At 42.9% G+C, this 21830-nt stretch carries 21 protein-coding genes; 11 read left to right on the top strand and 10 right to left on the bottom strand.

The window, feature by feature from the left end:
* Positions 1-403: 403 nt before the first annotated feature.
* On the top strand, positions 404-1606 hold the full coding sequence (locus H6G32_RS19935) for an NAD(P)/FAD-dependent oxidoreductase (RefSeq protein WP_190461382.1): 1203 nt from the start codon (positions 404-406) through the stop codon (positions 1604-1606).
* Between the two features lie 97 nt (positions 1607-1703).
* Here H6G32_RS19935 and H6G32_RS19930 read toward each other — a convergent pair whose 3' ends face one another.
* The 3 genes from H6G32_RS19930 to ilvD all read right to left on the bottom strand — a co-directional run bounded on the left by H6G32_RS19930 (position 1704) and on the right by ilvD (position 5519).
* Complete coding sequence (locus H6G32_RS19930; RefSeq protein WP_190461366.1) at positions 1704-2420, bottom strand: hypothetical protein; 717 nt, start codon at positions 2418-2420, stop codon at positions 1704-1706.
* Between the two features lie 8 nt (positions 2421-2428).
* The gene (locus H6G32_RS19925) at positions 2429-3745 is read right to left on the bottom strand and encodes a cytochrome P450 (RefSeq protein ID WP_190461365.1); all 1317 of its coding nucleotides are present in this window, start codon (positions 3743-3745) and stop codon (positions 2429-2431) included.
* Positions 3746-3827: 82 nt separating this feature from the next.
* Positions 3828-5519 (bottom strand): dihydroxy-acid dehydratase, encoded by a 1692-nt coding sequence (ilvD, locus tag H6G32_RS19920; protein WP_190461363.1) that lies wholly within the window; start codon positions 5517-5519, stop codon positions 3828-3830.
* Between ilvD and H6G32_RS19915 the strand changes: the two genes are divergently transcribed.
* Both H6G32_RS19915 and H6G32_RS19910 read left to right on the top strand, forming a co-directional pair.
* Positions 5509-5664 carry a hypothetical protein gene (locus H6G32_RS19915; protein WP_190461360.1) on the top strand — a complete coding sequence of 52 codons (156 nt, stop codon included), beginning with the start codon at positions 5509-5511 and terminating at the stop codon, positions 5662-5664. The two genes, ilvD and H6G32_RS19915, sit on opposite strands and share 11 nt — an antisense overlap.
* A gap of 68 nt (positions 5665-5732) precedes the next feature.
* Positions 5733-6014, top strand: coding sequence for a YlcI/YnfO family protein (locus tag H6G32_RS19910; protein WP_190461358.1), 282 nt, complete (start codon positions 5733-5735; stop codon positions 6012-6014).
* On the opposite strand, the gene H6G32_RS19905 is transcribed toward H6G32_RS19910, so the two are convergent.
* Both H6G32_RS19905 and H6G32_RS19900 read right to left on the bottom strand, forming a co-directional pair.
* Positions 5980-6750, bottom strand: coding sequence for a pentapeptide repeat-containing protein (locus H6G32_RS19905; RefSeq protein WP_190461356.1), 771 nt, complete (start codon positions 6748-6750; stop codon positions 5980-5982). The two genes, H6G32_RS19910 and H6G32_RS19905, sit on opposite strands and share 35 nt — an antisense overlap.
* Positions 6751-6847: 97 nt before the next feature.
* The gene (locus tag H6G32_RS19900; RefSeq protein ID WP_190461354.1) at positions 6848-6994 is read right to left on the bottom strand and encodes a hypothetical protein; all 147 of its coding nucleotides are present in this window, start codon (positions 6992-6994) and stop codon (positions 6848-6850) included.
* 643 nt (positions 6995-7637) lie between these two features.
* Here H6G32_RS19900 and H6G32_RS19895 point away from each other — a divergent pair.
* The 4 genes from H6G32_RS19895 to H6G32_RS19880 all read left to right on the top strand — a co-directional run bounded on the left by H6G32_RS19895 (position 7638) and on the right by H6G32_RS19880 (position 11110).
* Positions 7638-8873 (top strand): histidine kinase, encoded by a 1236-nt coding sequence (locus H6G32_RS19895; protein WP_190461353.1) that lies wholly within the window; start codon positions 7638-7640, stop codon positions 8871-8873.
* Between the two features lie 87 nt (positions 8874-8960).
* Positions 8961-9425, top strand: coding sequence for a BON domain-containing protein (locus tag H6G32_RS19890; RefSeq protein ID WP_190461350.1), 465 nt, complete (start codon positions 8961-8963; stop codon positions 9423-9425).
* Between the two features lie 276 nt (positions 9426-9701).
* Positions 9702-10157 (top strand): CAAD domain-containing protein, encoded by a 456-nt coding sequence (locus H6G32_RS19885; protein WP_190461349.1) that lies wholly within the window; start codon positions 9702-9704, stop codon positions 10155-10157.
* Positions 10158-10702: 545 nt separating this feature from the next.
* Positions 10703-11110 carry a hypothetical protein gene (locus H6G32_RS19880; protein WP_190461347.1) on the top strand — a complete coding sequence of 136 codons (408 nt, stop codon included), beginning with the start codon at positions 10703-10705 and terminating at the stop codon, positions 11108-11110.
* Between the two features lie 62 nt (positions 11111-11172).
* Here the strand turns inward: H6G32_RS19880 and H6G32_RS19875 are convergent, their stop codons facing one another.
* A complete protein-coding gene (locus tag H6G32_RS19875; protein ID WP_190461344.1) occupies positions 11173-12747 on the bottom strand; it encodes a metallophosphoesterase family protein in 1575 nt (524 codons plus the stop codon).
* A gap of 6 nt (positions 12748-12753) precedes the next feature.
* Positions 12754-13731, bottom strand: coding sequence for a YegS/Rv2252/BmrU family lipid kinase (locus H6G32_RS19870; protein ID WP_190461342.1), 978 nt, complete (start codon positions 13729-13731; stop codon positions 12754-12756).
* 402 nt (positions 13732-14133) lie between these two features.
* On the opposite strand from H6G32_RS19870, the gene H6G32_RS19865 reads away from it, so the two are divergent.
* The 3 genes from H6G32_RS19865 to H6G32_RS19855 all read left to right on the top strand — a co-directional run bounded on the left by H6G32_RS19865 (position 14134) and on the right by H6G32_RS19855 (position 17268).
* A complete protein-coding gene (locus H6G32_RS19865; RefSeq protein WP_199328177.1) occupies positions 14134-14484 on the top strand; it encodes a hypothetical protein in 351 nt (116 codons plus the stop codon).
* Positions 14485-14591: 107 nt separating this feature from the next.
* On the top strand, positions 14592-15425 hold the full coding sequence (locus tag H6G32_RS19860) for a FecR family protein (protein WP_190461338.1): 834 nt from the start codon (positions 14592-14594) through the stop codon (positions 15423-15425).
* Entirely contained in the window at positions 15406-17268 is a 1863-nt protein-coding gene (locus H6G32_RS19855) for a CHASE2 domain-containing protein (RefSeq protein ID WP_190461336.1), read from the top strand. Before H6G32_RS19860 ends, H6G32_RS19855 begins: the two co-directional genes overlap by 20 nt.
* Before the next feature lie 11 nt (positions 17269-17279).
* Here the strand turns inward: H6G32_RS19855 and H6G32_RS19850 are convergent, their stop codons facing one another.
* The 3 genes from H6G32_RS19850 to H6G32_RS19840 all read right to left on the bottom strand — a co-directional run bounded on the left by H6G32_RS19850 (position 17280) and on the right by H6G32_RS19840 (position 20550).
* Complete coding sequence (locus tag H6G32_RS19850) at positions 17280-18524, bottom strand: glycoside hydrolase family 10 protein (RefSeq protein ID WP_190461334.1); 1245 nt, start codon at positions 18522-18524, stop codon at positions 17280-17282.
* 105 nt (positions 18525-18629) lie between these two features.
* Entirely contained in the window at positions 18630-19898 is a 1269-nt protein-coding gene (locus H6G32_RS19845) for an RNA-guided endonuclease InsQ/TnpB family protein (protein ID WP_190461333.1), read from the bottom strand.
* A 73-nt stretch (positions 19899-19971) separates the two neighbouring features.
* Complete coding sequence (locus tag H6G32_RS19840; protein WP_199328180.1) at positions 19972-20550, bottom strand: IS607 family transposase; 579 nt, start codon at positions 20548-20550, stop codon at positions 19972-19974.
* Positions 20551-20930: 380 nt separating this feature from the next.
* On the opposite strand from H6G32_RS19840, the gene H6G32_RS19835 reads away from it, so the two are divergent.
* Positions 20931-21428 carry a hypothetical protein gene (locus tag H6G32_RS19835; protein WP_190461330.1) on the top strand — a complete coding sequence of 166 codons (498 nt, stop codon included), beginning with the start codon at positions 20931-20933 and terminating at the stop codon, positions 21426-21428.
* Positions 21429-21830 lie beyond the last annotated feature (402 nt).

The raw sequence follows: 21830 nt of genomic DNA, 5'->3' as shown, positions 1-21830 counted from the left end.
AGCTGGTGGATGGAGAACCCCAAGCTACAAAATAAATTAGCAAGCGCCAAAATATTTTTGTTAAGTTGGCAATGTATGCATTTGAATCTCAGGATTTAATGGCGGATCTAGATTAGAAAATGCTCTGCAATTATTGCTAGAGTATGTCAAGTCTAGGGATAAATAGAGTATTTCTATGGGATTATGGGCGTGGTAACAGTTGTATTTCTATGTGATTAATTCCTAGTCTAGTTGCTTGAATTTTAATGTATAATAGATAACAATATTAGTTAGACAAGTTATGAATTTTCCTGATGTGGAGATATTGAATAAATACATGACAAATTTAATATTTGTAGATTGAAAACGTGATTTTATAGGCAAGGTTAAAGAAAAGATCAAGCTAATGAAAGTATGGAAAAGTATGAAAACCTACGACTGGATGGTGGTTGGTGGTGGAATTACGGGTGCTGCACTTGCCTATGAATTGGTCAAAAAAGGGTTATCCGTAATTTTACTAGAGCAACAGAGAAAACCACAGAATGCAACTAGCTATAGTTATGGTGGACTTGCCTATTGGTCGGGTACAACACCAATTACACGCCAACTATGCCAAGAAGCGATCGCACGACACTACATTTTGTCTCAAGAGTTAGACGCTGAAACGGAGTTTCGTCAATTAGATTTATTACTCACTATTTCTACTGACAGTGACCCAGACGTAGCTGCTGCATCTTACGCCCATCTAGCTACTCCACCTCGGTTACTCAGTATTCAAGAAGCTTGTGAATTAGAACCATTATTAAACCAAAAGGCGATCGCAGGTGCTTTAACTGTCAAACATGGCCATATCCACGCAGAAAAAACTACTCAAGGTTACATTCAGGCTTTTCTGCGTGCTGGGGGGGAAATGGAAATCACCCAAGTACTGGAATTACAGACTAGATCACAGAAGAACCTGCTAGCCGAAAGCGAAGTCAGATTTACAGGTGTAAAGACAACCACCGCAACTTTCCACAGTGCCAATATTGTTATTTGCGCTGGTGGACTTAGCCGACAACTACTCAAATCAGCTGGTATTCCCATCAAGCTCTATTTTTCTCACGCAGAGATAATTAAAACCCCACCAGTTGAGCTGCGGTTACATACCTTGGTGATGCCAGCTAATCAGCAACGATTTCAATTAGAAGCTGAATCTACCCAAGTTGATGAATTGTGGAATCAACCGGGTAACCAACCAGTACCACCGATTTTAGATGGGGGTGCAGTGCAGTTTCTCGATGGTAGTGTGGTTTTGGGTCAAATTACCCGCACTCTCACAGATCCTGATGGGAAGGTTAACTCCGAGGAAAGTGAAAAGTGGTTGCGTCAAAGTGTCGGGAAAATTTTACCAGCTTTGGGGAAGCTACCAGGGACTTGGCATCATTGCTTAGTGGCTTTTAGTAGTGATCGTCTTCCTTTAATTGGCGCTATTCCAGGATTTGCGGGTGTTCATGTTTTTTCTGGATTCAGCAACCCCCTTGTAATTATACCACCTTTGGCAAGGCGCTTTGCTAATTTTGTAACTGGTCAGGAAGATGAAATCATTGCCCAGATGTCTCCTGGGCGTTATATCATGTCCGGCTAATTAGTTATGATTCCTACATCTATGCAAAAACAGGGTTTCCCCCTGCAAGAAAGCAAGAACTGCGGTCTTAATGATAAGTCTTTAACCGGACACGATATTAGCTGTTTAATTTCGCTCCAGGTATTTGGAACTCAATGGTATCGGCAGCAATTAAATCTGCTGCTTCTTGTAAAAGCTGATGCTGTTCCTGTTGAATTTCCTCTAAGCGACTAGAAATTTCTGCTAATCGTTGCTGTTTAGTTTGGTAAATTGTTGTATGGCTTACAGGGACTACTTCTGAGGTTTTAACGCCTGTGATTTCTTGGTCTGCATAGCTACCAACTTTTGTCAAGTACAAAAAGCTAACTGTAATCACAGCCTGAAGTAATTTTAAGGGAGCTTGCAGAATTGACCAACTAGCTGTTTCAATCAAGCGGATAATTGCCTTGATGACACTCCAGAGGAGTGCGATCGCAAATAGCAGAATAATTAAACTGATAATAGGGTGATCAGTGGCCCAACCCAGAATTTGGGCTAACCGGAAAAATACAGGGTGTTGTACCAACCAATCCCCGACAGCAGAAGTAATTGTTGTTTGAATTGCGCCTGATGCTCTACTCTTGATTTGTTCGGCAGTCTGCCAGCTATGCTCTAGTGTTGTGGTAACTGTATCAATAGCCCTATCGGTAGCTTGAGTTGCTGTTTCCTGGAAAGACCCTCTGACTTGCTGCGCTGAATTAGTCAGAGAGTTAACTTTAGCATTCACAAACTCTTTGACTATTTGCAAACTTTGAAAAATTCCGTTAGGCAAATGTCTCTCTATTTGAAGTGCCATAGAACATCTTACCGGGGCTGAAATCGAACCTTTAAACCATCTTGAGGGTGATTTGTGGGAATTGGTACCGGAGCTAAACTTTGATGGGGCAATATTTCCCAATCATAGCGGCGTAAAAGCTGGGCAGCAACAATTTTCATTTCCATCTTGGCAAAGGCAATGCCAACACAGATGCGTGGCCCGCCGCCAAAACCAATTAAACTCATAGGATATTGTCTATGTTCCTGACGTTGAGGACTAAACCGTTCTGGATCAAAACGCTCTGGTTCTGGGTAAATTTCTTCGATCTGGTGAGTCATGAGAATCGAATAGTATAATTGCCAACCTGCGGGAATGCGGTAGCCATTAAACTCAAATTCTTTAATTACACCACGAAATCCCCCACCAACTGGCGGATGTAGTCTTTCAACTTCCGATAAAACTTGCTCTAAATATGGCATTTGCCCCAAATGTTCTAAATTCAATGCACCAATACTTGCAAGCTGCAATTGTTCTTCCCTAGCCCGTTGCATTACTTCTGGGTGACGGGCTAATTCTAAACACAGCCAAGTTAACATTGAGGTTGTGGTTTCATGTCCTGCAAAAAGTAACAGCAGTGCCTGGGCGATGAGTTCTTTTTCACTCATGCAATTACCTTCTTCATCCCTAGCTTGGACTAACAAACTGAGGGCGTCGTTGGTAGGATTTAGCTGACGTTCTCTGACAACTTTAGTCAAATGTTCTAGGATTTGATTACGCGCTGCTATTGCTTGACCAAATTTAGTAAATGGTAAGGGCAAAGGGTTAATCGCCAACAAACCATTTGTCAGCCTTTGAAATAATCGACTCAATCGGGCATTTTCTGCACCGGGATTAGTACCCAGTAATAACTGACTGGCGATATCAAACGTTAGTTGTTTAAACTCTTCTAACCAGGTAAATTCCTGCTTTTGCTCCCACTTTTTGAGATAGCTATCGGTGATATCCGCCATTGTGTCTGCATAATTTGCCAATGCGGGCCCATGTAACGCTGGCATAATTAAGCGGCGATTTCGGCGGTGTTCCTCTCCATCTTGCAGAAACAGGGATTCTCCCAGCAATATCTTGAAATTATTTGGCCATCCTTCACGCCAAGAAAAAGACTCCATCTGACTAGAAAGAAAAAACTCTACCGCCTCTGGCCCTACCATGACAACTGTTGGTCTACCCAGAATGTTAGTTTTAAAGATAGAGCCATACTTTTGATAACGCTTTTTAACAAAGGTATAGGGATTAGCTATAAAGGCGAATGTCTCACCAAATAAAGGTAGACCAAAACTTCCGGGAGGATTGAGATCGTTTTTCATAAAAAATTACTTCGGAAATATTAAAAATCAGAGATGAGTCGGAACATTGACTCATCTCTAGTCAAAACTTAACGACTAATAACTAATTATCAAACAAGTCTAAATCTGTGACTGCACCGACACTGCTAGAAGATACTAATTTGGCGTATTTCGCCAGTACTCCTTTAGTGTAACGTGGTGCGGGGGGTTGCCAGTTGGCACGACGTTGGGCTAATTCTGCATCGGAGATGTTTAATTGCAAACGACGAGCAGGGGCATCAATAGTGATGCTATCACCTTCTTCTACTAGAGCGATCGCACCACCAACAGCTGCTTCTGGGGCGACGTGACCAACTACCATGCCGTAAGTACCGCCAGAAAAGCGTCCGTCGGTAATTAATCCCACTGCGTCGCCCAAACCAGCACCGATAATTGCCGATGTGGGAGCCAGCATTTCCCGCATTCCCGGCCCGCCTTTGGGGCCTTCGTAGCGGATGACGATGATATCACCAGCTTGAATTTTACCCGCCAAAATAGCATCTAAACAAGATTCTTCTGATTCAAATACCCTTGCGGGTCCTGTAATTACTGGCTTTTTAACGCCTGTAATTTTGGCAACTGCCCCTTCTGTCGCTAAATTGCCTTTGAGAATGGCTAAATGACCTTGGGCATACATCGGGTTATTCCAAGGACGGATCACATCTTGGCTGGGGGATGGTTCTGCTGGTATGTCTGCTAAGACTTCGGCAACTGTTTCACCGCTAATTGTCAGGGCATCTCCATGTAGTAAGCCATGGACTAGGAGCATTTTCATCACTTGGGGAATGCCGCCGGCTTTGTGTAAGTCTGTCGCGACATACTTACCGCTGGGTTTCAAGTCACATAAAACGGGGACACGTCCGCGAATCACTTCAAAGTCGTCTATAGTCAGTTCTACACCAGCAGCATTAGCGATCGCCAAAAAATGCAACACGGCATTTGTGGAACCACCCACGGCCATAATTACAGAAATAGCATTCTCGATAGATTTACGGGTGATAATCTGGCGGGGTAAAATTTGCTGACGAATGGCATCGACTAAGACAAAGGCTGATTTTTCTGTACTATCAGCTTTTTCTGCGTCTTCTGCTGCCATGGTTGAGGAGTAGGGTAAACTCATCCCCATTGCCTCAAAGGCTGAAGACATGGTGTTAGCTGTGAACATCCCACCGCAGGAACCAGCACCAGGACAAGCCAGACTTTCAACTGCTAATAATTCTTTTTCGTCAATTTTGCCGGCGCTGTATTGACCTACTGCTTCAAAAGAACTGACAACGGTGAGATCCCGTCCGTTGTAGTGTCCAGGTTTAATAGTGCCACCGTAAACAAAGATAGCGGGGATATTCATGCGGGCGATCGCAATCATTGCCCCTGGCATATTTTTATCACAACCGCCGATAGCGATTACACCATCCATACTCTGTCCAGTGCAGGCGGTTTCAATGGAATCGGCAATTACTTCCCGTGATACTAGGGAATATTTCATCCCTTCAGTTCCCATAGAAATGCCATCGCTGATAGTAATAGTACCGAAGATTTGCGGCATCGCTCCGGCATTTTTAATACTAATTTCTGCCCTTTGTGCCAGTTGATTTATCCCCATATTGCAGGGGGTAATAGTACTGTAACCGTTGGCAACGCCGACAATGGCTTTAGTGAAATCTTCATCCCTAAAACCAACTGCACGCAGCATTGCTCGATTTGGCGATCGCTGCACCCCTTGGGTCACAACGTGGCTTTTCAAATTGTCTGACATCTTTTTTCCTTCTGTGCGATCGTCTCATCTGATTTTCTCAAAATATGCTGCACAATTGAGCATGATTCCAGAGTCACGGGTGATTACAGCCTCACGAGTGGCGATCGCCTTTGGCGCTGCGCTCTGCGCAATCGGCAAAGTCTAAGTATGTAGATTGGTGCAAAAAATAGTTACACTATATGATATCACGTCCTAGTTGTATCGGTTGGAACTATGGAACGAGAAGCTGTAACTGTCCGCATTCCTGCCGATCTGCTTCAGCAAGCAAGGCAGTTTCGAGAAGGTAGCGAGTCTTTTAATGAGATGATTGTCGAAGCCATCGCCCGCGAGGTACGACGACGGCGATCACTGGCCGCACATCAGCGGATTGTGGCTCGTAGTGCCGAAGTAGAAGCTGCAACAGGTATTCAATCAAGCTCTGTCGAGTTGATCCGTCAGCTTCGAGCAGGTGAGGAACGGCCTAAAAGGGTAAAAACTGAAGTAAGAGTGAACTAACTCCACTCACAAAGTCAAAAAAACTGGGTTTACCAGCATTTACTTTTTCACCATAGGGTGTTTGCAGTTCTTTAACAAAAGCCTGGGCTGTTTGAATTCCTGGAGCGTTATTTTGGGATGTAAACAGTTGTTCGGCTATTTGGGCATCTTTTAAGGCACTTTGTCTATCTAAGCCTTGGTAGCTGGCAATACCACGAGATAGATAAGCCCCTGCATAGTCGGGTTTAATAGCGATCGCCTGACTAAAATAATCAATTGCTGGTTTTAGATTTCCTTTTTCTGCCTCTGCTACACCCCAAGCATAAAATTCTTCTGGTTTGGCAATTTGCAATGGTATGCCAATTGCCCCTTGTAGGTTAGTGCTGTTGAGATTAACACCAGTTAATTCTGCATTAACTAAATAGGTATTTCTCAAGTCAGCACCCACCATATTTGCCCCACTTAGTTTAGCTTCACTCAGGTTCACTCCAAATAAACTAGCACCGCTCAAGTTTGCACCCCGCAAATCAGCACTGCTCAAGTTTGCACGGCTGAGGTTAGCACCTGTGAGATTGGCTCCCCTCAAATCCGCTCCCGATAAGTCAGCCATCACCAAACCAGCTACCCTGAGATCACAATTTTGACATTTTTTGGTAGCCAATAACTGCCTGATGTCTTCGGAATTCGCCCCTTGGGCTGTTGTTGTCAGGCTAATTGTTGTTAAAAATACAGCTGTTGCTAGAATTTGGCTTTTCATACTGGGTGACGCAATATCTCTTATCGATAGCAGAGATAGATTTATACCTTAAATCCTACGAGTAATCAGAGCATATTGTCCTCCGTAGATGCTCAGATTACTTGGGAATTTCAGTGAGAGCTAAAACCTCTTGGTTGTGCAAGGACACCTTTGCTGTTCCCTGGCTAGGAGAAGACAAACTCATTTGAGCAAATAAATTAAAGCTAAATGTTAAGATAACCGCCAGTATAATTTTTTCCGACATAATAGTAACTCCTCACAACCACCAAGTATCCACCAAAAATATCTCTCCTTCAATTAGTATATTTTATTCTCCTAAATGCCAAGTGACGGCAGAATAACTTAACAGTGATTTAATAGTTAAGTTTGTGTGATCCGGGTCACATATAGAGATTTATTTGTTGGCTATCACCTTTTACTACTTAGTGATTCAAAAGTTTTTTAGGTGATTTCTTTACTGAATCCAGAAGCTTAATTGCATTATTCAGAGCCATGCACACATACTTACATTATATTCACGGAGATTATTTTGTCAATAATATATTTAAAGTCTCTTGAATAGCAGTCCTACAAAACATTTGATTTACTGAATAATTATAGTTAATGCTACTTCTGATCAATCCACTTAAGATGATAATAAACTGCTAGATAAAATTGCCATATCTAAAGAATAATTAATCTGGAAATTTTGTCTTAATTTGCTTAAAAAATCAGTTTATTCTTCAAATTTTATACATAAACCTATATCTACCTATATCTAATGACAGATAAAAAGTTACTCCAATTGATTGAGGAGAAATTAATAAAAAAATGTAGTAATAAAGTCATTGACAACAATAAAAAATTCAAAAATTAAGTGTTGTATATTTTGTTAGGAGAATATAAAGATGGTTGTAGCTGTGCGTAAGCGTGCTGTAGGTGTATTTCCTCACCGCCGGGATGCAGAAGAAGCGCTGCATGAATTAAAAAATTCCGGCTTTCCAATGGACAAAGTTTCTGTAATTGCGCGGGATGCAGAACATAAAGGCAATATTGCGGGAACCGAAGTACAGGAAAAGGTGGGCGATAAAGCTGATGAAGGTGCGAAAGTCGGGGCGCTTTCTGGCGGTGCCTTGGGAGGTTTGACTGGCTTATTAATTGGTCTTGGCACTTTAGCAATTCCCGGAATCGGCCCTGTCATGCTCGCCGGAGCTGCAGCAACCACTTTGGCGACAACTTTAGCTGGTGCTGGTATTGGTGCAGCAGCTGGTAGTTTAATTGGGGCTTTGATTGGTTTAGGAATCCCCGAAGAACGCGCTAAAGTTTACCACGAGCGAGTGGAGCGAGGAGAGTATTTAGTTATTCTTGATGGTACAGAGGCCGAAATTGCTACAGCACAAGCAATTCTCCATCAGCGGGGTATTGAAGAGTATGGCATTTATGACCACCCAGATGGTAGGCATGGGACTACCGATGTTACTCCCACTACTACCAGCCAACACGCTAGTACCAAACGGGCTATCGGCGTCTTTGCTCATCGCCGAGATGCAGAAGCAGCGCTGAGAGATTTACGAGATGCTAGTTTCCCGATGAGTCAAGTTTCTCTGATTGCTAAAGATGGAGGTAGCGATCGCGTCGGAGCAGGTAATAAAGCCGATGAGGGGGCAAAAGCCGGAGCAGCTACAGGCGGCGTATTAGGCGGTTTAGGCGGCTTATTGGTCGGTCTTGGCGCTTTAGCCATTCCTGGAGTCGGGCCCGTAATTGCCAGTGGTGCATTGGCGACTGCTTTGGCGAGTACAGCGGCTGGTGGCGCTATAGGTGCAGCAGCTGGGGGTATTACTGGCGGACTTATTGGCTTAGGAATTCCCGAAGAGCGGGTGCGAATTTATAGCGATCGCTTCCAAAGAGGTGATTACTTGGTGATTGTCGATGGCTCAGAAGCAGAAATTCACCAAGCTGAAGCAATTCTCAAACGTCGAGGAATCGAAGAATTTGCTATCTATAATGCCAGGGATGTAGGCGAACATCGCCTTAGTTCCGACCGAGTGGAACATCGTGAAACGCCAATTGTTAACAATATTCACCCCCATCACGCAGACGATCCTGCTGTATTGATTATTGATCGCCGAGATCAAAAAGTTTAAGCCAATTTTTAGGAGCCAGATTTTGAGCCTCTTGCTCCTAAAACTCCCATAAACACCATTTTGTCATTTATATCAAGAATTCAACCAATGAAAAAACTAACTCCCTTCCTAATTAGTTCTTTTTTAATCTTGGGTGCAGCGGCTTGTCAAGATACAGCCAAAACAACTGTAACTGCACCAGAACCTGGTGAAGCACCAGCAACACCAACTTCACAAGTAACCCAAGCGGCTAAAGAAGATGCCCAAAGTGAAGTCCGCAGAAGACAACTTAATGCTGATATTCGCGCCCGTGAAGAGCGGAATAATACAACTGGGGGCGATACAAATAGAGCCACAGGAGACCTTGCTAGTGAAGTTCGCTCTAAATTAGAAGCTAACATTCCCAATGGTCAACTAACAGTTAATGCTACAAAAGATGGCATTGTGACTGTAGCAGGAACGGTGAACGATCAGCAGCAATTAGCCAAAATTGAACCTTTGGCAAAAGAAATTAAAGGTGTCAAACAAGTGGTAGTCAAAGCAGCCGTTGCTCCTCCAAGTCCAAGCCGCTAAAGTGGCTAAAAGCAAATTCCAATAAATAGCTGGACATCATAAATAAATCCTAATAGTTAAGGCTCAAAAGAGATTACCCAAACTTTGTGCAGCCTTACTAACGATTGCAAGTCAGGGGCTACACAAACAAAGGTGGATTACATTTATTTGCTTGTGCCATTTTCCATCCCTGGGTATTTTTTTTAGTGATATGCTCTTGTTTTGGCTCAAGACTGTTATATTTATTTACGTCCAGTTATTGATCAAAACTGTTGTGCTTGCCCAACAAGAAACACTATGGAAACCCAACAACAGCAACCGGAATCAGTCAATACTATCTCATCACAAGGTGTACTAGCCCTTGATGGTACAAACTCTGCTAATGTGCCTAAGCTACTGCCAGCTAGGGAATCTGAAGCCCAATGGCAGCGAATTGGCAGACAAGTTTCTGAATTTTTAGCGCAATTGCCTGAATATTTAGGCAGTCTTTTTAACAAATATAAGCAGGCGCTGTTATCCCTTGCTTTAATTTTGTCGGCGGTTGTTACAGTTAAGGTAGTGCTAGCATTACTGGATGCGATTAATGATATTCCACTGCTATCGCCGACATTTGAGTTAATTGGCATTGGTTACATAACCTGGGTTATTTTCCGTTATCTTATCAAAGCTGAAACTCGGCAAGAATTAGCTGAAAAACTTGGATTCTTCAAAAAACAAATTGTCGGTAGAGAAGGTTCACAAACATTGAACTAGCTCTATAATCTAAGGTGGAAATTCTTCAGCTTACACCAGTTTTTCTCAGGTGAATGGAACACATATCTTGTAGAGACAAGGCTATTGCGTTCTAGATATAACCCGCCCAGAATTGAAGTTCAGGGCTAATAACTAAAGTTCGTTAAAATCGACTAGAAATTTCTTTTAGTCGTCTAAAGACGAATCAGTGCTATTAGACTCAGAATGAATTCTGAGGCGGGCTTCAGCCCTACTTTGTAAAGCCCTTTCTTACGGAACGCTCCGCGAATGGGCATAGCTGTGCTTACCGCCTAGCTTCGACGACAGGAGATAGAGAGGGCTAAAGCCCTTACTACCAACCTTGAATTATTTACGCCAAGCTACTTATTTAAATTTTAACCATAAATTTGTTTTGGGTAAATTAGCATTTAAAATGCATCTCTAGACACAGAAATATGGTTAATGCTTTAGTTTTATTCACTCCTCTAGATAGTATCTTTATTAAGTTCAATAGCCTAATCTAGTTTTCAAAGTTATTCTGCAAATTTTTCAGGAGGATATGATTTATGGCTAATGAAGCAGCTAATAAAGCGATAGATTCACATGAGCGAGCTGAAGTTGATACTTATGATAGGGGAATTATTCCCGCCGAAACTGCGGCTCGTATAGAAAGAGAAGGACAAAACTACAAAACCCTACCGACAGAAGAAAAGCTGTCAAATGAGCCTACCGACGACCAAACCGATAGCGAAAGCATACGTACCACTGATGGCTATACAGTGGATAATGAAGGGTTGTTGAATAACTACGCAGTTGAACCGGAAATGTATTATGAAGAACCGGGTGATGCACGCCAAAAAGCCGCACAAGAAACTGCACAAAGGGTTGAAGCACTGCGAGAAGTTAATGAAGATCAGGAAGGTAAGTTAACAGAAAAAGGTGACAGACGGGGTAAGGGAACGGGAATAATTTAGTTGTTTTCAAGATGGCATTTTGATGGTGATGATCAGGTTTGATTCTTGATCATCGCTGTTTTTCAAATAATTATTGGCTCAAGTTCTTGATTATGCCACTGCTGCTGATACCATTCGGCAACTAAAGGACGGACAATAAACTGAGGATAGCGATCGCCTTTGACATCAATGCGTAAACAAGAGTAAGGTCTTCGCTTGCGGGAACCTTGACCACTGCGACCAACAAAAAGATGCGATCGCGCTACTAAGCGATTTTCTTGTTTACCCCCATCCCCGAAACTTTCCAGCAAATCCGGCCCTTCAGTCCGCTGACGTCGGAGACTAAAGCCACTACCACCACAAACAATCCACTGGATATGAGCATCACCATGTCCTGTATCCCCTGTTTCCAGGTGTTCTAAGCAGTGTGCATGACCGTTTAACACCAAATCCACCAAAGGACGCCCTTGACTCAGGGAACCTACGGTTTTAGCTACGGCATCCAGCACACCACGTAGGCGGCTACGAATTGCCAAAGTTTGCGCCTGTTGCCATTTTGTCGCCTCTGTGACATAGGGAGGATGGTGAAAATAAATCACCCTGCCGCGAACTTCTGCCGTATTCCAAGAACCAATTAGTTTTTCCTTCAGCCATTCTAGTTGTGCAATATCAGTCTGGGTTGATTGGTCAGAATGTAGCTGTTTGTCGATATCAACAATAATTTCCTCAATTTGAGACAGCTTGGTTTGCAAGTCGTCCAATTCGTCAGCGTCCCTGGGGTTTTCGGGATTTAGCTTGGTTGAAATTTCCATAATTTGCAGCTTTTCCTGTTCTAAATCCTCTCGGCGTTGGGCCAGAAGTCTGCGGTCTGCTGCGCCTTTTTTGGTTTTCGGTAGGGGTGGCGGATCATTAAATGTATTTGAGTCCAAAGCAAAGAAGTCAAGACCACCGTAGCGAAAGGTGTAGTAACGATTGGGGAGACGGGTGAAACTTCCTGGTTGGTAGTGAAGACAGCGCCCGTTGTCTATCTCGGCAGTGTAGTATTTATCTAAGTGTTGAGCTAACTCTGCTGGCGAATTAAACCGCTGAAGGTAGTCGAGAAATGCCTTTGCATAAGCGTCACCTACTCCTGAACCATGCAACCCCACATCCAAGTCTAGACGCGATCGCCATAAATGACGGACAGGAAGTGTTGCCAGGGATATTAAACTCAAGAGAATTGGCAAATCATAATAATCGTGATTTCCCAGCACAGGCAGAATCGGCAGTTTAAAAATCATTTGGTCATAGCCGATGCGGTGGGGGTGTTCACCGCCTAAGAGAAACTCGCGGTAAGGTTGGATAAAGTTCTGCTGGTAGTATTCACTCGACCCCACTAAATAGATCACATCACCTGTGTGCAGCATAAAACGGCATTCTTGGTGATGTCTCAGCATGAGTTCCGCTACCTGGCGTTGGGGGTTGTGTCCCCGGTGAATTCCTGAACCACTGTCACCCACAACCAAAAATGAGAACTCACCGTTATTTTCTTGACCATCTTCGAGCACTAGCCGAGTTTGGTCGATGTTTCGTTCCTTAATTAACGGATCTTGCCATCGTACCCGCTGCTGCATTTTGTGAATTTTTTTAGCGATCGCCGAATCGGAAACAAGTTTCAAAGCAGCTTATTCTCCATTATCTGCCGTGTCTTTCAACTCCACAGTCAAATTAGGCAGTCCCTCTAATTTTTCCGTTAGTACCTCTTCTTCTACTGTAGGCACAAAAATCGTCAAGCCTGCGGGTACACACCTAACTTCTATAGGGGTTGTCCCGACTAACTCACCATCCACAACTACCTTTTGCGGTGGATCAGTTGTGATTTTAAATTGTTTACCTCGCAGATAGCCAATATCATTCCGTTCTACTGCTGTACCAGTAGAAGCAGTTTGAAACAGATGGAAAGTTGCGGCGATCGCACCTGCCTTACTAACCGGAGCGACAATTGTTAAATCTAGCAACCCATCATCCACAAAAATACCTGCTGGCCCTTGAGCTAAAACTGATGTGGGTGGTGCAGCATTTGCCACTGTCACCGCTGCGGCAGTAGTTTTAATGATCTTATCTTCAGTTTCAATTTCCACATTAAATGTCTGAAAGCTTCGCAGTTCTTGGAATCCCGCCAAGACATAGGCCAGCATCCCAAAGCGATTTTTAGCGTTTCTGTCTGCCCGTTCTACAGTTTCTGCCTCAAAACCAATACCTGCCAACAGCACCATCGGCTGGTCATTGCAATAACCTATATCTACCTTGCGAGTTTTACCCTGCAAAATTGTTTCACAGGCAGCTGCGATCGTATCTGGAATGCCTAAAGCGGCGGCAAAAGCATTTGCTGTTCCCCGCGAAATAATCCCAAAGGGAATATCAGTTCCCACTAAAGCCGCCGCTGCCGCTGACAATGTACCATCTCCTCCAGAAGCAATAATCGCATCTACCCCCCGTTTTACCGCTGCATCGGCCAATTCATCAGCATCGATTTCTTCGGTTGTCAAATAAATATCCAGGTCAATTTCTGGCTCTAACATTGCCCGAATTTGTCCCAGTTCTATTTCTGGATCACCCTGACCCGCAACCGGATTAAAAATAAGGCAGGCGGAACGACGCATAAAATTAAAAATAAGCTTTTAAGTAAGACTAATTATTTCATTGTAGCATTTCTATCAAATTTAAACCTCCCTCTAACGATAGGTTTAGCTATTTTTAGGGTGGATGTAATCAACAACAGTGGCAGTATTACAAAGGACATATTCCCAGAAAATATCTACTAGATCAGATCCTCAAACACTGCAAAACCAAAGGCTGGTTGAAAACAAGAGCCTCTTCATAGATGTCATAAAAAGTTTGGTAAATAAATAATAGTACCTACTTTTACCGAAGTATACTGATGTAGTAATTTGTAGCCAATAGCAGCGAGGTTAAAACCCCTGGGGATTTAAAAGTTCCTTTGGTTCGCGAAAATACTACGACAATTTGGTGAGCAGTAGGTGAATAGATATCTGATTACAGGAATGGTTGCAACTGTTTTATGGGAAGCTTTATTCTGCAAAGGTTGGGCCCAGCCACCCAATTGCATTACCAAAAACCTACCTGAAGTGACCAAATCCGCCAATAGTTTTCAGCAGAGTAATGTTATCGTTATTGGAAAAGTGCCAGACCGTCCTTATGTGGTAGTTGTTCCTGAAAAGTCAGACAAAGTGTTAAACCTTGTCAGGAGCTATATTGCCGACGCATTTCTAGCACAGCACAGGCTCGGCGGTTATGTATATGCTGGAGGATTTTCCCAGCGGGAATCGGCAGAGTGCTTGTCTAATTTGTTGAGATCCCACGGATTAGATGCCAGAGTTGTGTATTTCCACTGAAAGTGATGTTAAAAAATGCCCTGCTAACCCCTCATGGGATAGCGGTGGGAGGATGTCAATAAAAAACTATTTTGTTAATCAGTAGAGGAAATCATCTGGAGACACGTATGAAGAGTTGGTGGGCTTGTAACTTTATTTTGGTGCTAGTTGGGCTAGTTGCTACTCTTCGTGCCTCCGCCGCAGATGATCAATTACAGGTTAGTGTCAATCGCTGGATAGAAGTGCGCCGTCCAATTGGGCAAGTGCTGTATTCCCGTGGGCAGACATCCCAACCGGCTCGTAGTGGAATGCGACTCCAAGCAATTGGAGAGGGAATCAGTACCAAGAAAAGCTCCAGTGCCGTGCTGGCAATAGATATAGGCACTGGGTTCATTAATGTATCAGAAAATTCAAATATAAGTATCCAGAAACTGCTGACAGGAAAGGGAGGTGAACGGATCACCCAACTCCAGGTAAAAGCTGGACAAGTTCGTCTGCAAGTTCGTCCATTCACGAATTCAGCCTCGCGTTTAGAGATTAACACACCTGCCGGGGTTGCCGGGGTGCGGGGCACTGAGTTTGGTGTGAGCGTACAGCAGAATGGCAAAATGGGCGTAGCCACCATCAAGGGTAGCGTAGCCACCAATGCTCAAGGGCAGACCGTTCTGGTAGACGCTGGTTTCCAAAATATAACGATTCCAGGAGAGCCGCCTTCGGCACCAGTGCCCCTAAAGGAAGATACTCGGCTAAATATCCGTCAACTCGTAGCCAATGGCAGCCAAGTGCAAATTGTCGGTAGTGTTGATCCAGTGAATCTGCTGATCATCGCCAAACAGCCCCAGAACACCGACAAGAGTGGCAATTTTGAATTGACGGTTCCTTTACTCGCTAACCGCAGAGTAGAAGTTGTTGTGGTAACTCCCTTAGGTAAAAAGCAATTGTATGAACTGGCAGTTCCTTAGTTGGCTATGGTTGGGGCGTGGTCGTAATTTTTCCTTTTTACTGTTGCCTGGAGTATTGACTGGACTGTTTTCAATGGGATTATGGCAAATAGGTGGTTGGCAACCCCTAGAAGCTCTAGGATTTAATTTATTATTCTGCACGCGCAACTTTTTACCTCTACCTCATGGCAGTTGGGATTCGCGGGTTGTTGTCATTGGGATTGACGATGCTACATTGCGTCAGTATGGGCAGTTTCCCCTGTCCCGCGATCGCTATACACAGTTACTGGAAACTCTAGAAGCCTCTCCTCCAGCAGCAATCGGATTTGATATTCTGTTTACCGAGCCTAGCAGTCACGATGCAACACTGGCTGAGGCAATGGCCATCAATGGTCAGGTTGTCTTAGCGATCGCCCCCGATTTGCACAAACAGATGCTTCGTCCAGTCGCAGTTCTCGATCACGTTACTGCCAAAGGGCATATTGCCAGCAATGCCGATCTCGACGGAATAACGCGTCAATTATGGCTCTACGTCGATCAAGTTCCCTCCCTTACCATCATGTTATTGCAAGCATACAACAATAGCTTGCAGCAGACCTTTACCGCAGATTCCACTAACTCCACAAAGTCCCTCATTGCCTTACCACCTCGACCATCGGCAGAGAAAGTCCAATCAATGTGGATTAACTGGGTAGGGCCAACTAAGGGTGAGCGGGGAATCCCCACCTATTCCTTTGCCGATATTATCCAGAGAAAGGTAGATGCAGCCAAACTAAAAAACAAAATTTTGTTAGTCGGGCTGACTGCAACTGGAGCAAACGATCCCTTGAAAACTCCATTCGAGCAAATACCACCAACATCTGGTGTCTATCTGCACGCTGCTGCCATTGACAATCTACTCAACCACCGACAGCTACAACTTTTTCCCCGGCAATTTGAACTCTTGCTATTACTCGGTCTTGGCATCGGTTCCAGTCTGATACTGGCTGCTTTGAAATTTCCCCAACGAATTCTGCTTCTAGGGCTACTGCCTGTTACTTGGTTCAGTATCTCAGTTTCTGCTCTCACAATCTCCAATCTCTGGTTGCCTACTGCCGCACCCATCGGCACGATTCTCTTAGCTGGACTGAGTGTTCAGTGGCTGGAACAAAGAGAAAAACAACAATTGATGAATTTATTTGCTCGTCATGTTTCTCAAGAAACAGCAGCATTAATCTGGCAGCATCGAAACGAGATTTTCCAAAACGGTCAATTGGATGCTCAAGAAATGGTAGCAACAGTTCTGTTTACCGACATTCGCAGCTTTACCACGATTTCTGAGAGCATGAAACCACGAGAATTGCTCGACTGGTTAAACTGCTATCTGGGTGCTATGGCTGAGTGTATTCACGAGCATCAAGGAGTAGTTGATAAATACATTGGGGATGCTGTGATGGCTGTTTTTGGCATTCCCTTGCCCCACACACTCCCAGAGGAAATTCAGCAGGATGCAATTGCTGCTGTCTCGGCGGCAATTGCTATGCAGAAAAGATTAGTATTGTTAAACCAAGAATTAGAAGAGCTTGGCAAACCTACCATTGCCATCGGCATTGGCATTCATACAGGTGTAGTGGTTGCTGGCAGCATTGGCGGATCTCAACGATTGAATTATTCCGTCTTGGGAGATGCTGTGAATATTGCCGCTCGTTTGGAACAACTCAACAAAAGCACCAAAGAAGATAATCCTTATAGTATCTTAGTCAGCGAAACAACGTTTGAGCTGATCAAGCAGCATTTTCATACCCAAAAAGTACAGCAGTTGCAGCTGCGTGGACGGCAACAATCAACAATGATTTACTCTATTACGGGACGAACAGAAGTTTAGAGATTCAAAATTCAAGGTTTCCAGCCTGTGAGTAGATTCGGGTAAGCTGTTGTGGTGGGGAATATTTTCTGGAAGCCCTGCTGACGCCCTAGGGGTTTTTCTTGACTCATGTTCCAGAGAGTTTCATAAAAAAAGAAAGAGACTCCAGCAAAATTGCGATCGCGTACTTTTTGCACTTGTGTCTGAATCTGTGACATCGGCACTGACCTATTTTTTAACCCACTCAAAATACCAATACTTACAGGAATATGACTTTGAGCAGCTTTTACTTCTGGATACTCTAATTCGCTGATAAAGACATTTAGATCATTGCGGTATATCTGCAAAACCAAGTCTTCGATAATTCCCATCCGTTCCCATTTCTGCCAGTCGGCTAAAAAATATTCATAGGAAAAACGCTGGGGATTAGGTGCAACGGAAACAAGGCAATTTTTTTTATTGGCTTTGATAGCTGTGAATACCCGCTTCATAAAGCCGGTGATTTTGTTCGCTCTCCAACTTACCCATTCTGGATCTTTCGGGTTTTTAGAAGGCCCTTGACCTCGGTGTTCTTTTTTGTAGAGCGCTACTGTATAAGCATCGTAGCCTAATTCCGATGGTAAGCCAAAATGGTCGTCAAACTGAATACCGTCGATGTCGTAGTTTTTGACGATTTCCACAATTAAATCTTGGATGAATTGTTGCACATCTGGGCGAAAGGGACTCAGCCAAACCCGTTCATGTGTCCCTTCTTTAACAATCCGCGTACCGTCGCTGCGACTAGTTAGCCATTGGGGACGATTTTTGGCTAAGAGGGAATCAGCCGGTGCCATAAAGCCAAATTCAAACCAGGGAATCACCGTTAACCCTTTTTTATGCCCCTCGGTGACAATTTCTTTCAGCATATCCCGCCTTTGTAGTCCTGGTGTGGGATCGACCAATCGCCCAATCACTTTGGCTGCAACCTTGCTGGGGTAGAGTGTATAACCCCAATTCCAAACTGCGGGATATACGGTATTAAAGTTAAGTTCAGCCAAGCCTTCTAAAGACTTTTTCAGGCGATCGCGCTCAAACAGCACATCACTATCTATATTTGTTAACCACACCCCTCTTAACTCGGATGTTAGCGATCGTACCCCAGTATTTTGGGCATTCAAGGGTAAGGTTAGCATTAGGACAGTTACTATGCTCAGAGCCACCATCCCCAGCCTTCTACTTTGGCCCATATTCCAGCCAGAAACAAGGGCAAAACACCACACTACAAGTTTTTTGATCATTATTCTACAGGCGGAGTGAAATTATGGATAATGACTGGGAATAGTTCCAAATCACATAGTCAAATATAGTCAGACATCTGCAATTTAGATTTAAGCAACTCTACTTTAGGCATGGACACGCTTAAATAGTGGAGTTATCCGCCTTGGATGTACTACCAGACATCCCCTATCCCTCAGAATAGACTTGAGACAATCAAACCCTTCGGGATTACTTTTTCTGCCGATGTTCAGTCCTGCGTTGACATCGGCATGAATCTTAAAACCATCCTTGCTCACATACCACGCTCTTTTGACACGTCGTCCTGAGAAGATGTGTTTTATCTTGTTGTTAGGTTCATGGATTGGGATAATATCCCAATCAATCGCAGAAGCCTTGCTGGTATAGCTTTCTTCTGCAACCTTGACGGTGATACCGACTCTTTGTAGTTTGTAAGTCAGAATCTCGATAAATTTAGCGTGTGGTATCTGAGTAAAGTTCTGGTTTGTACGCTTTCCTAAATTAAGATGTGTTTTCCATTGCTCGTTTTTTCCTATTGAAACGTGAGTTACGCCCAGGCGCAGAAATTCATCTACAATCATTTTTGTAGATTGATGTAGATATGAATCTAGAAAATTATTCCGGTTACGAACTATATTTGCAATTCGCCGCGATTTCCCTTGTACCTTAGGTAGAACGGAGCGAAAAAACGCAACCTGCTTGTTGTAAAACTGGTTGACTGATTTTAATGGCTTGCCATTCACAATAATCGGCTGTATCTCTAGGTCGTTAAAAACAATCGTCGCTAGATTGTCTAAACCAATATCTATCGCCGCATTCAACCCAGGATTTAAGCTACAAAAGAAGTCTGATGTTTCGGGAATTTCATAAACTACTTCTATAACAAAGTATCCGGTTTTGGGAATAATTCGCACTTCACACAAGTCCTGCAACTTTAGTCCAGGTTTTACCGGAATCCTGATTGGCGACATTGATGGAACAATGCAACCCTTACCAAATTCCCTTTTACCAATTGCTTGATTATTGAACTTAACTAGGTTTTTATCGTCAACATAACTGGGTGGCTTTGGTCTACCTGTGAACTTACTTGAATCAATTTTATAGGCTGACAATGCTTTGTAGTAAGCAATCCACCCATCTGCATTCTGTTTCAAAACAAGTTGGGCGACTTTGGCAGGCATTGATTTATAGTTCTGGTTTTGTTTAAATAAAGTGTCTAAGCTCCCTTGTGTTTGAGTCCCCCATCTGTAGAAAAAACCTTGACGTTGGGTGAATTGAGCAGCGTTGTAAAGCTGTCGGGAAATAGTGGTAATGTCAGTGCAATAATCAAACCATTCATGTCTATACTTAATTATGTGCTTTTCGACTTGACGCATATTGATTAATATTGGCAAGGAAATTAGTATATCACTAAAGATATAGTCAAATATATTTGACTACAAAACGCAATTAATCTGTTGGAGAATTTAAGGCTTCCACAATTTTTTCTGTTTTACGTTTTGCCCGGCGCTGACCATATAATCGCCCTGCAAAGCTGGTAATTATCGCCACCAAGTCTTGCATCAATTCATCACGTCCATTATCGGCTAGATTAACAATCTCTAGATTTACCCCTAATCTTCTCAGTAAAATATCGATGTAATGTGTACCAAATCTCCCTAATCTATCTTTATGTTCGACTAGCAAGATATCATAATCATTTTTCAGTAAAAGCTTCTCTAATTTCTTGCGATTGTCATTTAGACCGCTCCCTATTTCCTTGATGATATAGACGATCTGATATCCTTTGGCAATTGCATATTGAGTTAATCTCTCTCCTTGCCTATCCAAGTTATCTTTATTTTCAGCACTTGATACCCTGGCATAAATCGCCACTCTAACAGCACCCCCTGGCATCTTTTTTGGGTCGTAATCAACAATTACGGTTCCTGTGGGAAGTTGCTCTGTTGGGTATGGTATTTTACCTGCTTTGTAATGTCGCCAAGCTGTAAGGTACGAAATCCCCAAGGTTTTTGCATAATCAGACAATTTCATTAGAACTCGGTTTTAGACTATATCTGAATATATTAGACTATATTTTGTTTAAAGTTTTATCATACTAATTATAAGTTGCATTGCCACCTGACACCTACCAATAGATAGATTATTTCAGCTTTCTTTAGTCACCGTGACTATATTCCTTGAGATAATTTCATCTCCAATTAACGCCAATATCGGAATTTAGGGTACAATGGGGGGTGATACCCCATACACCTACTAAATTAAACCGTGGGTAGGATTGTATTATGGTTTACAAAAAGAAGTTCATTTTTGCGCTATACCCATAGCATTTTTGAGTCAAGGCTAAGTTGAATAATTTATCGAAAATTGGTTGATAACTTCTTAAAAAGAAAAATTTAGGATTTTTCATGACTAGCTTAAGTGATTCTGAAGACAGCACAGCCAGCAACACAGTAGCCATTAAAAGGCTAGCGAGAGCCATGATGCTTGCTACAGGCGAATTTGCACTGATTTTGGCTTGTTGTAACTCAGTCACAAGTCAGGAGCAAGTAGTAAATTTGTTAAAAGAATCATCCTCAGCAGACATCCAAGAAATCTTCCTTCCAACAGGGGCCGAAACCCTTTATACCACCATCACTAGTTTACTAGGTGATGCTCAACCCGAAGTTTTGATCGTCAGGGGTTTAGAATCTGTGGAAGGGATTAATCAACTACTCATCAGTACTAATATGACGCGAAATGAGTTTCGGAAGCAGCTTAATTTCCCTCTAGTATTATGGGTAAATGATGATATTCTGTGTAAGTTAGTCTGGTTGGCACCTGATTTCAAAGACTGGGCTGCTAGCACTATTAGGTTTGATGCACCTAATAACCTGTTAATTGATCAAACAGCACTCAGCGCCTAATGTTTTGGGCTGAATCTAGATAGGTTAACTTCAGATTTTAGATGATCCCACGAATAAATTTTGAGATATTCGATTTTAGATTTTCTCTTCAATCCAAAATCTAAAATTGTCACTGTTAGGACAGTTAATTAATATATAGCAATCCTATTTGATTTGTGAACATAAAGTGAGTCAGATACCCGACTTCTTGGAGAAGTCGGGTATCTTTGTGTTCACAAATGATTTAGGACTGCTATATTTTTTGTAAAGTTTCCGGAACAAACAGTCATCACACTCGCGTCTATCTTCATATCTGCCTCTTAAAAACTAATATCAAAACATCCTCAACTATTTCAGTTTTGGGAAAATATGCAATTTTGGATATTCCTAAATCAGGCTAATGATAGGAAGAATTCCAACAAA

The sequence above is a fragment of the Cylindrospermum sp. FACHB-282 genome (genome assembly GCF_014697195.1).
GTDB lineage: Bacteria > Cyanobacteriota > Cyanobacteriia > Cyanobacteriales > Nostocaceae > Cylindrospermum.
This window is presented reverse-complemented; position numbering and strand designations above follow the sequence as displayed.

Bases quoted from the DNA above. Each gene is read 5' to 3' on its own strand.
- H6G32_RS19935 (WP_190461382.1), top strand. From the start codon at position 404: ATGAAAACCTACGACTGGATGGTGGTTGGTGGTGGAATTACGGGTGCT.
- H6G32_RS19930 (WP_190461366.1), bottom strand. From the start codon at position 2,420: ATGGCACTTCAAATAGAGAGACATTTGCCTAACGGAATTTTTCAAAGT.
- H6G32_RS19925 (WP_190461365.1), bottom strand. From the start codon at position 3,745: ATGAAAAACGATCTCAATCCTCCCGGAAGTTTTGGTCTACCTTTATTT.
- ilvD (WP_190461363.1), bottom strand. From the start codon at position 5,519: ATGTCAGACAATTTGAAAAGCCACGTTGTGACCCAAGGGGTGCAGCGA.
- H6G32_RS19910 (WP_190461358.1), top strand. From the start codon at position 5,733: ATGGAACGAGAAGCTGTAACTGTCCGCATTCCTGCCGATCTGCTTCAG.
- H6G32_RS19905 (WP_190461356.1), bottom strand. From the start codon at position 6,750: ATGAAAAGCCAAATTCTAGCAACAGCTGTATTTTTAACAACAATTAGC.
- H6G32_RS19900 (WP_190461354.1), bottom strand. From the start codon at position 6,994: ATGTCGGAAAAAATTATACTGGCGGTTATCTTAACATTTAGCTTTAAT.
- H6G32_RS19895 (WP_190461353.1), top strand. From the start codon at position 7,638: ATGGTTGTAGCTGTGCGTAAGCGTGCTGTAGGTGTATTTCCTCACCGC.
- H6G32_RS19890 (WP_190461350.1), top strand. From the start codon at position 8,961: ATGAAAAAACTAACTCCCTTCCTAATTAGTTCTTTTTTAATCTTGGGT.
- H6G32_RS19885 (WP_190461349.1), top strand. From the start codon at position 9,702: ATGGAAACCCAACAACAGCAACCGGAATCAGTCAATACTATCTCATCA.
- H6G32_RS19880 (WP_190461347.1), top strand. From the start codon at position 10,703: ATGGCTAATGAAGCAGCTAATAAAGCGATAGATTCACATGAGCGAGCT.
- H6G32_RS19870 (WP_190461342.1), bottom strand. From the start codon at position 13,731: ATGCGTCGTTCCGCCTGCCTTATTTTTAATCCGGTTGCGGGTCAGGGT.
- H6G32_RS19865 (WP_199328177.1), top strand. From the start codon at position 14,134: ATGGTTGCAACTGTTTTATGGGAAGCTTTATTCTGCAAAGGTTGGGCC.
- H6G32_RS19860 (WP_190461338.1), top strand. From the start codon at position 14,592: ATGAAGAGTTGGTGGGCTTGTAACTTTATTTTGGTGCTAGTTGGGCTA.
- H6G32_RS19855 (WP_190461336.1), top strand. From the start codon at position 15,406: ATGAACTGGCAGTTCCTTAGTTGGCTATGGTTGGGGCGTGGTCGTAAT.
- H6G32_RS19850 (WP_190461334.1), bottom strand. From the start codon at position 18,524: ATGATCAAAAAACTTGTAGTGTGGTGTTTTGCCCTTGTTTCTGGCTGG.
- H6G32_RS19845 (WP_190461333.1), bottom strand. From the start codon at position 19,898: ATGCGTCAAGTCGAAAAGCACATAATTAAGTATAGACATGAATGGTTT.
- H6G32_RS19835 (WP_190461330.1), top strand. From the start codon at position 20,931: ATGACTAGCTTAAGTGATTCTGAAGACAGCACAGCCAGCAACACAGTA.